This is a genomic window from Brevibacillus schisleri, assembly GCF_055685845.1.
Map to the genome: position 1 here is coordinate 497,098 of NZ_JBVNDM010000001.1, position 13,403 is coordinate 510,500.

The 13,403-nt window shown below is 45.6% G+C and carries 12 protein-coding genes; 8 read left to right on the forward strand and 4 right to left on the reverse strand.

Annotated features, from left to right (window positions below; translation table 11 throughout):
* Nucleotides 1-198 precede the first annotated feature (198 nt).
* Both ACUUHJ_RS02630 and ACUUHJ_RS02635 read left to right on the forward strand, forming a co-directional pair.
* Nucleotides 199-561 (forward strand): cupin, encoded by a 363-nt coding sequence (locus ACUUHJ_RS02630; RefSeq protein ID WP_173627348.1) that lies wholly within the window; start codon nt 199-201, stop codon nt 559-561.
* 89 nt (nt 562-650) lie between these two features.
* Nucleotides 651-1,085 carry a metal-dependent hydrolase gene (locus tag ACUUHJ_RS02635; protein WP_016740846.1) on the forward strand — a complete coding sequence of 145 codons (435 nt, stop codon included), beginning with the start codon at nt 651-653 and terminating at the stop codon, nt 1,083-1,085.
* Between the two features lie 130 nt (nt 1,086-1,215).
* On the opposite strand, the gene ACUUHJ_RS02640 is transcribed toward ACUUHJ_RS02635, so the two are convergent.
* The 4 genes from ACUUHJ_RS02640 to ACUUHJ_RS02655 form a co-directional block, all read right to left on the reverse strand.
* Nucleotides 1,216-2,580, reverse strand: coding sequence for an IS1182 family transposase (locus ACUUHJ_RS02640; RefSeq protein WP_472298067.1), 1,365 nt, complete (start codon nt 2,578-2,580; stop codon nt 1,216-1,218).
* A gap of 111 nt (nt 2,581-2,691) precedes the next feature.
* A complete protein-coding gene (locus ACUUHJ_RS02645; protein ID WP_172142809.1) occupies nt 2,692-3,117 on the reverse strand; it encodes a hypothetical protein in 426 nt (141 codons plus the stop codon).
* 139 nt (nt 3,118-3,256) lie between these two features.
* Nucleotides 3,257-3,817 (reverse strand): hypothetical protein, encoded by a 561-nt coding sequence (locus ACUUHJ_RS02650; RefSeq protein WP_472298197.1) that lies wholly within the window; start codon nt 3,815-3,817, stop codon nt 3,257-3,259.
* Between the two features lie 495 nt (nt 3,818-4,312).
* On the reverse strand, nt 4,313-5,962 hold the full coding sequence (locus ACUUHJ_RS02655) for a DUF6583 family protein (protein WP_289675891.1): 1,650 nt from the start codon (nt 5,960-5,962) through the stop codon (nt 4,313-4,315).
* 214 nt (nt 5,963-6,176) lie between these two features.
* On the opposite strand from ACUUHJ_RS02655, the gene ACUUHJ_RS02660 reads away from it, so the two are divergent.
* The 6 genes from ACUUHJ_RS02660 (at nt 6,177) to ACUUHJ_RS02685 (ending at nt 13,353) form a co-directional block, all read left to right on the forward strand.
* On the forward strand, nt 6,177-7,091 hold the full coding sequence (locus ACUUHJ_RS02660; protein ID WP_016740844.1) for a LysR family transcriptional regulator: 915 nt from the start codon (nt 6,177-6,179) through the stop codon (nt 7,089-7,091).
* 97 nt (nt 7,092-7,188) lie between these two features.
* Nucleotides 7,189-8,277 (forward strand): DUF418 domain-containing protein, encoded by a 1,089-nt coding sequence (locus ACUUHJ_RS02665; protein WP_472298198.1) that lies wholly within the window; start codon nt 7,189-7,191, stop codon nt 8,275-8,277.
* 99 nt (nt 8,278-8,376) lie between these two features.
* Nucleotides 8,377-9,480, forward strand: a complete 1,104-nt coding sequence (locus tag ACUUHJ_RS02670) for a citrate/2-methylcitrate synthase (RefSeq protein WP_472301131.1) — start codon at nt 8,377-8,379, stop codon at nt 9,478-9,480.
* Between the two features lie 653 nt (nt 9,481-10,133).
* Nucleotides 10,134-11,162 (forward strand): NADH:flavin oxidoreductase/NADH oxidase, encoded by a 1,029-nt coding sequence (locus ACUUHJ_RS02675; RefSeq protein WP_016740841.1) that lies wholly within the window; start codon nt 10,134-10,136, stop codon nt 11,160-11,162.
* Nucleotides 11,163-11,308: 146 nt separating this feature from the next.
* Nucleotides 11,309-11,899, forward strand: coding sequence for a TetR/AcrR family transcriptional regulator (locus tag ACUUHJ_RS02680; RefSeq protein ID WP_472298199.1), 591 nt, complete (start codon nt 11,309-11,311; stop codon nt 11,897-11,899).
* A gap of 74 nt (nt 11,900-11,973) precedes the next feature.
* Complete coding sequence (locus ACUUHJ_RS02685; protein ID WP_472298200.1) at nt 11,974-13,353, forward strand: MFS transporter; 1,380 nt, start codon at nt 11,974-11,976, stop codon at nt 13,351-13,353.
* Nucleotides 13,354-13,403 lie beyond the last annotated feature (50 nt).

Below are 13,403 nucleotides of genomic sequence, written 5' to 3' on the forward strand. Positions count from 1 at the left end.
CTACTCTGGGAAGTAAGGGCTTTGTTGCTTTTTGAGTTAAATTTCTCGATATTTCTATAGAACATACGTTCTTATTGTGGTAAACTCTTCCTGTGTGGAGGTCATCGCCATACTCTGTAATCGTGGAAGATGAGTCTGTCACAGCGCCTCTAGTTGCGCTATGATAAGGCTTACGCGTTAAAAGGCGGAGGGGGAAGTATGAAACGATTTCGATTTGATCAGCAAGTAGGCAAAACAATTGATCGCTATCAGTCCGTCCAGGCGACGATTTCTCGTGTCATCCGCACGCCTGATTCCGTTTCAATAGGATGTATCCATTTGGAGGCAGGCGGGATTGTCGGCTATCATCCGGCGACTTGCCCTCAGCTTTTTCTCGTGGTGAACGGTGAAGGCTGGGTACGCGGTGAAGGTACAGAGCGCATCCCGATCCAGAGTGGTCAGGCGGCATTCTGGATCACAGGTGAAGGGCACGAATCAGGCAGTGAAACCGGAATGACTGCCATTGTGATCGAAGGAGATGGGCTCGATCCGGAGAGCTTCATGTCCTTGTTGGAGACATAACTTCTGTATGTATGATGGTATTGTTTTGCCATTCCACCAACCGTACATAAGCTCCCAAGACTCCCATAGAAAGACGGTGTGAAAGGCAAATGACATGGAAAACACATATGGTACTCGGTGCCATTGCAGGTTACTGTGCCTATCCTTCGTGGAAGGGCAGTGTCATTGGTGCAACGATGGCACTTGTACCCGATATCGACCAAGCAAATAGCAAGCTTGGAAACTTGATGGGACCTTTGTCCAAAATGCTGCAAAAAGGATTCGGTCATCGTACGGTGACACATTCATGGGTGATTTTATTCCTTCCGTTCCTGCTGTTCGGCGATTCTTTGGCTGCCATGGCAGCGCTTTGGGGGATTTTGTCCCATCTGATCAGTGATATGCTGGTGGGACGCATTCAGTTATTGTGGCCGTTGCGAGTGGGATGGCTTGGCATTCCGGTGTCCAAGTCGATGTATCGGACTGTGGATCGAATCGTATTTTATGTAGCGATTGTGTATATTGTGATCAAAGGTTATCAGTAAAAGGAATGGACATTGAGAAAGGACCTCCCTCTGGGGCTGTTGACAAAAAGGGTTAGGGACCCAATGCCCTAACCCTTTTGCCGTTTTTTCACTTATACGTCGTCGGATTGTTTTGTTTCGTAACCTGTGATTAGTTTGCTTTTATCATTCGTTTAATGTTAATTGCCATTGCAGAAAAGAGGCAGTGTTCGGATACATTTCGAATGCCTCTTTTGTATGTTTCTTTTAAGTTATGCTGCCTTTTCATTGTACCGAAGGTACCCTCGCACCATATTCTTCTTTGCCTTTGGATAACACTGTACTCTTGGCTTTGCTTCCTTGCTTGGTTGCGTTCTTTAGCCTCTTGGAATAATGGTCTTTCTATTGTTTTGCGAGATGCGGTTTGTCCAAAACATTGTTGGCGTAACTCACAGGACTTACAGTCCTTTGTTTGGGCAGCATAAATTTTGCTATAACTTTGTTTCCAACTGTGCCACTTAACATGAGTAAATTGAAGTGCCTTGCCATTCGAGCAATAATAGGCATCGTTCATTTCATCAAATGTAAATTGTACTGACCTTTCGGTCTGATCAATAACACCTTTTATCGGAGAGATATAACCGGTTATCTTTAAATTTTCTAATTCATGGTGTACTCCAGAGCGATCATACCCTTTATCTGCGCCTACTTTGCCAATATGTAAACCAAATTTCTCTTTTTGTATCTGTAATCGCTTTATAAATGGTTCGTGGTCATTCACATTAGCAGCCGTAACGTGTATATCAGTTATGATTCCATGCTTAACGTCCACACTGGTATGCGCTAAATAGTGAAATCCCTTGGGTTTATTAGGACGGTTCAATAAACCTGACTCCGGGTCTGTTGTGCTCTGTTTTACTTCCTTCTCAGGAGGAGAGGTTTTAGGTTTTCTTCCTCGTTTTTTCCTAGTGGGATCGTTATCTCTGTCTTTTTTAATTCTCCGTGCTTCCTTTTCTAGCTCTTCAAGGTACTCAGTAGGCTTTTTCTCCACTAAAACTTTTTCTGACCTATTAATCGATGCATTCGCTTTGATGTGAGTAGAATCAACAACAATTATTTCCCCAGTAACTAAACCAGTTCGAATACATTCCGAGACGATGTGATCGAAGATCTCCTGAAAAATATGACTTTCTTTAAATCTACGACGGCGGTTCTGGCTCAGTGTGGAATGATCGGGAACAGTGTCAGTTAAGTCCAATCCTAAAAACCATCGATAGGCCAAATTCACTTGGATTTCTTGTTCCAACTTCCTTTCGGAAGGGATGCCATAAAGATACCCGATAAGGATCATTTTCATTAACAAAACTGGATCAACTGAGCGACGACCTACAGGCGAGTATAAGTGTTGCACTTTCTCATAGATAAAAGAAAAATCAATCTTATTACGAACAACACGTAAAAAATGATTCTCGGGTACAAGATCATCCAAATTTAAGAACATAAACTGGTGCTGTTTGTCTCCATCGATTCCCATCATGAGATAGCCCTCCAAAATAAAAAGAACCGTATAGAAATGATTTCTACACGATTCCCAGAAACCCCTATCTCTACGGCAATTTGTCAACAGCCCCCTCTGGAGGTCCCACTATTAATCAGCATGATAGTGATTTATAATCAGCAGAAAAGTATTTGTACGTAATTTGACGATTTGTCCTATCTCTACATATTCATTAGGCTCTTTCTCAATGGACTCCATATGTTCATAAAGGACATCGACAATATCACTCTCTTGTTTATTTTGGCATTCCAAATAAGCATATGTCTGTTTTGTTTTTTTCATAGAGGACCCTCTTTCTCTACTTGTTAGAGTCGCTTCCGATTTCTGGTTGATACCATAGCTATTTAGTGAAAACAATAACGATTTTTGACTGATTTTTGTAATTTGATCGACTTCCATGTATTCGTCAGGTTCCGTATCAAGATATCGAATGACATCTTTTATTTCTTCTAAAACGTTACGGTTTATCCCAACCCTGGATCTTGAGTGTACATAACTTTGCCCTGCTTTATGCATGTGTATCACGCATCCTTATTTTGTTGCATTTTCTATTCGCTTAACTCCAGAGAAAATTGAATATTTAGTGATTCGGTTGTTTTAATTTCCTCTAGTGACTTTTAGAAGAAGAGGTACTTGGTTCAAAGAGTGAGTTTTTCTAGAACATTGGGTATTGTGTGCTTCTATCAGGAACCGAATTATTTATGATAACGACATGTTGATCAGTTGGAGTATCGCTTGTACTTATATTATTCTTGAAACTTTTATAATAAAATGTAACATTGTACTTCGTACTTCTAACTTTTTTCACGTCATCAGCTTCATTCATCGTTATTTCACGTAATTTTTTTACATTTACGTTTTTTCCGTACTGAGTTTTTGAACTCGTAGATTTAATTGACGGATCATACTTATGTTTAGTGTAAGCATGATCAGTGATAAAGTCTTTTGCGTCAAATCCACCATTCGTTTTAGTTGGTACCGAAGCTGGTCTCTTTCTCTTTTTCTTTTTGAATGCATCTATTTGTTGAGGAGAATGCGCACCATCATTGACATATGTTATCTGTCCACTAGCATTCACTGTTACATAGACAGTAAACTCTTCACCAGTTATCTCATCCCAATCAGTAAACTCTAGAGTGTCAGAAAAAATAAGCCCTGATGTTTCAATAGCAGCTAAGTCATATGTTTCTATCTTTTCTTGTAAAGACATCGCCAAAGGTACTACATCTGTATCATTAGGAGTATTTACACTCGCTGTCGTAATGTTTAAAGCAACTTGTGTGATCTCAAACCATTTTTAGCTAAAGCATAGGCATCATTGGTTACAATTAAGTTAGATAAGGAAAGTAAGGACATAACTGTAAACCAAATAAATCCCTTTTTAATTTTTTCATTTTTTACCTCCTGAGATATTTTTATTAATATAAAATATCAAAAAATAACATTATTGTAAATATTTGCTAGAGTGATAAATGCGTTGATCATTGTTAGGGTAAATACTCAAAGAATAAGGAGTTAGGGGGGATAATAACGATTGAGTGTGTTTATTCTGCAAAATAGTCAGCGTGTTGGCGATCGTTCGCATATTTAGAATACTTTGGAAACTGAAAAAAGCTGACATCAGTTGGGGACCGATGTCAGCTTGCCACTTTTTCAATGACTATCATATAGCTTTGACCATTATGAGTGGATTCTTCTTATCACGAAACAATTAAGGCCCCATGAACTGTTGCACGAGCTCAGCGTGTTCATTCATGAACTTATCTGCGTTTTGCATGACTTCTTGTTGCGCTTCCATCATTTGTTGGTCAGACACTGTAGCGAAATTGATGGAGTTGTCAGCAGTCATAGCTGGAATTTCCAGTGCTTTGCCGAATTCTGCTTTAGACTTCAGCTTGAAGCTAAGGCCTTTTGGCATATCCGGAGTAGGGTTCGAGAAGTTCACTTTTACCGTGGCGTCAGAATCTACACCATTGTCCGTCTTCGTCTCGTTCACGGTAACATTACCGGTCAGAGCCACAGGGTTGGAGGAATATTCGTCTGCCGCTACGAGTGCAAAGTCATACTTTCCGGTTGTTTTCTTGTCTTGCTTGGTTGTATCGAAAGTAGTCGAGAGGTCCAGAATTGGCTGGTCGGTCTCTTTCATCAGGATGCTGAACTTGCCCTTTGTCGTGTCTTTTTCTTTTGTCGCTCTGTAGGTGAAAGACATTTCGCCATTTTGCTGATCAGACAGGTTGTGCAGGGAGTAACGGTGGTACGTTTCTGCGCCTTTATCGTAAGAAACACTGCTGTAGACCAATTGATCTTTTTTCTCTTTGTCATCGACCAAGAGCTTGCGGGACAAGATTTGATGATCACTATTCACGAGCACGACCATTCTCAATTGCTCAGTTGATTTGGCGTCTGTATCTTTTGCATCCTTGATGATGTCATCGAAGGCTTGCTCGTAATTTTTCTTGAATTCTTCTTTGCTGATTTCTTCTACTTTGTAGCCGCTGTCGAGCATCAGCGTAGCCACATTGTGGTAGCGGCTGTAGATCAGGTCAAACAGCTTTTGGTCAGCTTTTGCTTTCTCGGCAATTTGCTTCGACAGAGCCGCGCCTTCTTGGGCGTTAAAGGTAACAGTGATCTCTCGTGCATCTTCCTTGAGACCTTCTTCAGAGAAAGAAACGTCTTTTTTGATGCTTACCTGGCTGTCTTTGATGCTGTCAGCATACAGCAAGGCATACGGAGTCATGACCGTTTTGAGTTCATCTTGGTTTAAATTGATCGCTTCATTTAAATCGCTATAGCGTACGAAGCGCTTTGGCAGTTCCTCGCCGCCCAGCTTTTGCTTAAGTGCATCGCGATCTTTCAGGTCCATATAAGCGTATTTAGAGTAAAACTCCGGCAGCTTGAAGCCCATAACAGAATCATTCATGAAGTACTCTAGAGAAGCCAGCTTTTTATCTTGTAGGTGAACTTCCAGGTTCCCCGATTGTTGGTTTTTCTGTTCATCGATGTTGCTTTGCATCACGATCTTCGCTTTGCCCAGCATGTCGAGAATTTTTTGCGCTTGCGGGTCTGGGATGGTTGCATCTAGGGCAATGTCACTCAACTCAGTGGTGGAGTGAACTGGTTTTTCCAAGTACGGCTTCATGTAGTCTTGGTATTCCCCGTAAGCTTTGGATACGTCGCTAGAAAACTTCATCATGCTCTCCGCTTCCGCTTGCAGGTAAATCGTTTTTGCACTCTTAAACAAGTCGTACTTGGCATAGGCGGTTCCTAAACCACCCAGCACAACGACAGCCGCTGCCCCCGCGATCAGCCATGCTTTTTTCTTGCTTTTGCGCGGTGGGTTCACGTTTGTTGCAGTTTCCATCTTTTCTCTCCCCTTTTGTTCTCTCTCTTTGGTGAGTCCAATGTGCGTAATGATTTTTCGCACTCGATTTTGTATTGTACCATAAGGGGGAAAAAGGAGAACGATTTCCAGTAAATTTCTTCAAAAATGAGGAAGAAAGACCCAAAAAGTTGCATTCTTCCTACTTTTGTATGCATATAGAACACAGAAAAAGCGACAGCAGGGGGGAGATCACATGGATTTTCGCGTGCTGCAAACGTTTATGGTCGCGGCCACGACAGAAAATTTTCACCAGACAGCAGAAGCGTTGTTCATTGCGCAGCCTACTGTCAGCCAGCATATACGTCAATTGGAAAAGGAATTGGGGATCAAGCTGTTTGAACGGGTTGGCAAACGCGTTCGGTTAACGGCTGCGGGCAAACGCTACTTGCCACATGCAAAAGGACTTCTCCAACAGTGGCATAGCAGTATGGAGGACTTGCAGGCTTGGAGACAGGGCTATCGGGAGAAGCTTCAACTGGCTGTTTCCCCGATTATTGCCCGTGCTCGTTTTTCCCATTTGCTGCACCGTTACACCAAGCTCTATCCCGATGTAGATATTTCGATTAAAATTGTCGACTCCGTGGAAATTGGCCCGCTGGTGCAAAATGGACAGGCTGATCTGGGCCTGACCCGGATGGTGCCAGGGGAATTCCAGTTGTCCACTTATCTTTTGTATGAAGATCCTATTGTTTTTGCAGTCCCTCACAGCGGCGGAGATATGGAGGCGCCCTTGCCTGATTGGGAGCAAGAGGTGCAATCGAACCGTCTGCTGACCCATAATCACCCGGGCTACTGGGATGAGTTGCTGTTGCTTTTGCGTCAGAGGGGGCTTTCCTTACGTACGATGGCTGTTTCGCAGGTAGACATTACAAAGCGATTCATCGAGGATGGGTTGGGTGTTTCCTTTTTGCCTCGGACAGCTGTTGATCGGGATTTGTTTGAAAACCGCTTTATTGAACTGCCCACACCTGGCCTTGTTTTGCCAAAGGTCGCATCTTATTTGCTGGTACCTAAAGCAGGAATTAGCGAGCCAGCGCAGCATTTTATGGAAATCCTGCATTCCTTGTATCCACCGATGCCGCTTGTTCAGCCGGGTGGACGGACATAGAAGATAACAAGCCTGTAAGGTAGAGGTAAGGTGAATCAATAGTTTTGATGAGTATATGTATGCTACACTGAACCCTGCTTAAAGACAGCAGGAGGGAATGACGAATATGCAGGCGGAACCAATCATACAGAAGGATCGGATTTATTCTATTGATATTGTAAGGGGATTGGCATTGTTCGGGATTTTGCTGGTGAACTTGCCTAGCTTTATCATGTATTCGGAAGACGTCCGTATGCCAATAGAGGCAGGGATCGATGCATGGATTCGCTTGAGCTATGATTTATTCATTCAGACGAAATTTTTTGGGATTTTTTCGTTTCTGTTTGGCTTAGGTTTTTACATTTTCATGTCACGGGCTGAACAGCGTGGACAAAAAGTATTTCGTCTCTTCAGCAGACGGTTGTTCGCGATGTTTTTCATTGGGGTGATTCACGTCATTTTGTGGTTTGGCGATATTTTGACGGTGTACGCGCTTCTCGGCTTTTTACTGATGCCTTTTTATCGAAGAAAGTCTTCTACGATTCTAGCAGTGGCAGCCAGTCTGGGAGGAGTGTACATGCTCACTCAAGGCGTGGCACTTGTACAGACGCTTAATGGTCAAGAAGTATATCCATTTGTAGCATCACTCCAGACGACACTGATACCGATCTTTGTGATGTTCCTGTTTGGTTTGTACGCGGGAAAACGCGGTTTGATTGCTCAAATTCGCGAGCATAAACCGTTGTTAAAACGAATCGCTACCACCACTCTGGCAATCAGTCTTCCAATCGCAGCAGGGATTGTGTGGGCGAGCGGTGTCGTCTTTGGTCCAAAGCTTGAACAGGTGAATAAAATATTGGTTGATCTGAGCACGCTGCCTATGGCGCTATGTTTGATTGCCAGCTTGTTTCTGTTGCTGGATCGAGAAGCGGCAAGGAAGGTTCTCCAGTCATTTGCCTACACGGGACAAATGGGGTTAACGACTTATTTGGGTCAGACAGTCATCATGACCATTCTGATTTCTTTGTTCGATATTACGGCCATGCCGCTCTCTTCATGGCTTTTGCTCGCACTGCCGATCTATGCGTTTCAATTACTCGCAAGCTGGCTGTGGCTGAAGCGTTTTAATCGAGGTCCAATGGAAAAGCTGTGGCGCTTCCTGACGTACGGACGTAAAAAGAAGGCAGTTCCAGCTCCTGCTAACTGATTGTAAAACGTGATCAAAAACCCGGTTTTCTTTTATTTCCCTTCACGATTATGAATCGATTATACTGAAGAGAAAAGAGACGAAAATGGAGTGGTGATGATGACAAAACAACATCCTTTGGCTATCGGCTTGGATGGTATCGCCGTAGCAGAAACAGACCTTAGTTTGGTGGATGGAATTAATGGACTGCTGGTGTACCGCGGTCATTGGGCGCGTGATTTGGCTATTCACCACACATTTGAGGAAGTGGCACACCTGCTCTGGTTCGGACATTTGCCGAGCGAGCAGGAGTTGACGGATTTAAAAGATAAGCTCAAAGCAAACCGTGAGCTGCCGGAGCATGTAAAAGGAATCTTGAAGCTGATCCCAGCAGATGTAGATATGATGAGTGTCCTGCGTACAGGTGTTTCAGCCCTGAGTAGTTCCTCGCACGGCTTCCCGCCAACCATCGATGAGGTGATCGCGCTGGCTGCTAAGATGCCAACAATCGTTGCGTATCGCTTCGCTTGTCTGGAGGGCCGCGAGCCGCTGGCACCGAATCCGGAGCTGGATCATACAGCGAACTATCTGTATATGCTCAAAGGCGTAAAGCCGAATGCGGCACATGTACGTGCACTCGATGCGTACCTGATTTTGACGCAGGAGCATGGCATGAATGCCTCCACATTCTCCGGTCGTGTCGTGAGCTCGACTGAATCTGATCTGATTTCTTCCATTACGGCAGCTATTGGAACCCTGAAAGGGCCGTTGCACGGCGGAGCACCATCCGAAGTGACGGAGATGATCGAGGCGATCGGCACGAAGGAAAATGCAGAGCCGTGGCTGCGGAACAAGCTGGAGAGCGGCGGACGTTTGATGGGCTTCGGACACCGTGTCTATAAAACGATCGATCCGCGCGCAACCGCTCTGCGCGTCGTTGCATCCGAGCTGTCGTCCAACGATCCGTGGTTCGATCTGGCGACACACGTAGAAAAAGTAGGCTTGCAGCTGCTGGAAGAGTACAAACCAGGCCGCAAGCTGAATACAAACGTAGAGTTTTTTGCCGCAGCTGTCATGCGCGCAGTTGGCTTGGATGACAATTTGTTTACACCGACATTTGCTGTGAGCCGTGTGGTCGGCTGGAGTGCGCACATTCTGGAGCAGGCAGGCAATAACCGCATTATTCGCCCGCAATCCAATTACATTGGCACGATGCCGGAATAAGAAAGACGTTAATTATAAAAGCTATCCGTTATGCGGATGGCTTTTTTTCGTGTTTTATAAATGTGGCCGCGGTGGAGAGAAGAATATTTCCAGTCTAGGCTCCAGGCTCCGTCCCGCTGAGGGTTGAGACTGTCCGCTCCGAAGGGATTCGCGGGGAAACGCAAAAGTGGTAGCCGCTACGTCGCGCGGGCACGGTTGCGTTTCTTTTGCCCGCAAATCCCTTCTCCGCTCGGTAGGACTCCACAAGTCGCTACGTCTGGAAATATTCTTCTCTGTCGTAACTGATGATCTTCTTCAATCTTTAATTGTTTAAAAACCCGTTTAAGCACGGAAAGCTCGTAGAGGAAACAGGAAAAATAAGCGAAGATCTTAGGGACACCGACCGAGATGGAATGCAAAAAGCGAAACACGCTCTTAAGCGTCCACCTCTGAAAACGCATCCTTGAAGATACCACTTTGGACGCGGTTTCGCTTTTTGCATGGAGTCGTGCAGTCAATCCCGCAGGGGGTGGCCCTAGAATCTGAGCGTTTTCTCCTGTTTCCTCCCCACCACAACAGCCGGAAATATATCTCGTTTTTACAAAGTGCAACTTAGGATTGCAGAACGTGCTTACTTTTGGCATGATAATGAAAAAAAGTAAGGAGTGGAGCAAATGGCGTTGTTGTCTACCCCGTTTCAGTTTAAAGGACTTAGCTTGAAAAATCGGATTGTCATGCCGCCGATGTGCCAATACTCTGTGGATGCACACGATGGAACACCAACGGACTGGCATTTTGTTCATTACGTTTCTCGTGCAGTAGGCGGAACAGGTCTGATCATCGTAGAAATGACCGATGTCGAGCCGGATGGCAGAATTTCCAACGGCGATTTGGGCTTGTGGTCTGACGAACAGATTCCGGCGTATGCGCGGATCGTCTCCGAGGTTCATAAGTATGGGGCCAAAATTGGCATACAGATTGCTCATGCGGGCCGCAAAGCGGAAGACGCAGAAGTGCCTGTATCATCGTCCGCGATTGCTTTCCCAGGGGGACGCTACAAAACGCCACGGGCGTTGACGACAGAAGAGGTCAAGCAAATGGTCGTCAAGTTCCAGGACTCAGCGAGACGTGCGGTGGAAGCAGGGTTTGATACCATTGAAATCCACGGTGCGCACGGATATTTGGTTCACCAGTTCCACTCTCCTTTGACCAATCAGCGAGACGATGAGTACGGGCGGGATAAAGCGCTGTTTGGCGTAGAAATTATTCAGGCAATCAAAGAGGTCATTCCAGCTGACATGCCGCTGATCATGCGCGTCTCAGCCGTAGAGTACGTAGATGGTGGATATGGATTAGATTACAGCACGGAGCTGTGCCGACGTTACAAGGAAGCAGGAGTGGATATTTTCCATATATCCAGCGGCGGGGAAGGACCGATTGGTTCAGCAGGCCGTCCAGGTGTTCATCCTGGCTATCAAGTACCATTGGCACGCGCGATTAAGCAGGCACTGGATGTCCCAGTCATTGCAGTCGGCAACCTCGATGATCCAAAAGTGGCGGAAGCATCGATTGGCAATGGCGATACGGATTTGGTAGCAGTCGGTCGCGGTATGCTGCGTGATCCTTATTGGGCACTGCATGCGATTCATGAGCTGTCGGCGGATGAGTTGCAGCCACCGAAGCAATATTCAAGAGCGTTTTAATCAGGGAAAAGAGCGAGGGGCTTTCCTTTCGACTGTATCGTCGGGGGAGAGCCTTTTTTACTTTGAGCCCCTTGACACTTATTGGCAGTAGATTTAAGATGAATGTCAGTCAGTACTGACAATCACTTCCGGGGATGAGGATAGCAATGAGCAGCAGCAAAAGTCTTACAAGTAGCGAAAAACTGATGATAGCCGCAATCGATCTCATAGCGGAAAGAGGCTACAACGGCGTAACTACGCAAGAAATTGCCACTATGGCAGGATTGAGCGAGAAGACGTTGTTTCGTCACTTTGGCAGCAAGCGAAATTTGCTGGAGAGCGCCTTTGACCGTTTTCATTACACGGAAGGACTGACAAAGCTTTTCGCGGAGAAGCTTACGTGGAATTTGCGTGAGGATTTGCTTTTAATCAGCCGAACGTATCACGAAATGATGAACCGCAATCGGAAAATGATTTTGATTAGCATAAAGGATGAGGCCCATTTGCCCGGATTCCGTGAGCGGACCCAAAAGCACCCGCGACAGTTGATGGAACTTTTTACAGATTACTTCAAAGTGATGGGCAAAAAAGGAAAGGTGATCCAAACGAATCCCGAGGCACAGGCGACTGCTTTTATGGTCATGAATTTCGGGGCGTTTTTGAACGATCTGGATGGCACTAGCAATTTTTCAGGGGTATCCCTAGATGCATTTATCGAAGAGAGTGTAGAGGTTTTCGCTAGGGGTTTGACTCCCTAGTTTTTTTACCACCGATATGTCAGTCAGTACTGACAGTCAAAATGTGAATAATAAAGTGAAGGGGAAGATACGGCATGGAAGCGACAAAAACGCAGCAAAACAGGGACATATTAATCCGAATCTTGATGTTTACCTTGGTCATCTCCTCCATGAGTGCCTTGGTGTTTAACATTGCGCTCCCCGAAATTAGCAAGGAGTTTGGTTTGAGCATAGCGCAAGTGAGCTGGCTATCGACCGCATATGGATTGTTATACGCGATCGGAACCGTGACATATGGCAAGCTGGCGGATCGATACAAGCTCAAGAATTTGCTGACGTTTGGACTCTTGGTGTTTACGGCTGGTTCGTTTTTCGGTTTGGTCTCCGATTCCTTTGCGGTGGCCCTCTTCGGAAGATGCTTGCAGGCAGCAGGGGCGGCTGTCATTCCGGCTACTGCGATGCTGATTCCTTTGCGATACTTCCCGCCGGAGAGCAGGGGTTCTGTTTTAGGAAGAACGGCAGTAGGATTGGCCCTTGGCGGTGCACTCGGTCCTGTGGTCGCGGCGTTAATCGTTAGCTTTGCCCATTGGCGCTGGCTATTTTCTATACCGCTCCTGATCTTGCTGACGCTGCCGTTCTACCGCAAATATTTGGAGGATGAAGAGATCGCGTCTGGTGGAAAGTTTGATTGGGTGGGTGGCTCCTTACTTGCGATCAGCGTGACGTCACTGCTTTTGGGAGTAACGAATGGATCCTGGTGGTTTGCATTGGGCAGCTTGGTTACTTTGCTCTTGTTCGTTTTACGAATTCGTTCGGTAGCTGATCCGTTTGTACAGCCGAAGGTTTTTGCCAACAAGCAGTATACAATCGGGATTTTGATGGCATTTCTCATAAATGGAATGGGAATATCGCTTTATTACCTCAGTCCGCTGCTCTTGGCCCAGGTGCAGCAGCTATCGACGAGCTGGATTGGCTTTGTGATGGTTCCAGCGGCTATCGCTTCGGCATTGCTTGGTCGTGTGGGAGGGAAGCTCGCGGACAGGCGGGGGAATGCTTTTTTGTATTTCGTTGCGTCTAGCTTACTGATTGGCTGCTTTGGCTTGCTGTCTACTTTCACTAGCGCCTCGGTTATAGGCATTGCGCTCTTCTTAATACTGGGTAACGTGGGACAGTCTTTTATGCAAATCTCAATGGCGAACTCGATCTCGAGGACGTTGACGAAGGAGCAGGCGGGAGTAGGTATGGGAATCTTCTCGATGCTGAGCTTCATTTCCATGGGGATCGCGTCTGCGGTATACAGCAAGGTGATCGATCTTGGTGCGACTACCATTTGGAACCCGCTAAATCCTCATACGAGCGGCTTCATTTACAGCAATATTTATTGGCTGATGGCCCTGATGCACGTGTGTCTTATGGTCTTCTACTACATTCAGTTCGGTAGGGCTAAGAGACAAAGCCTTCTGGCGGATAGCTGACCTTTTGTTCATTCAGGCTTACTATAATATGTAGTAGACTAAAACAAAAA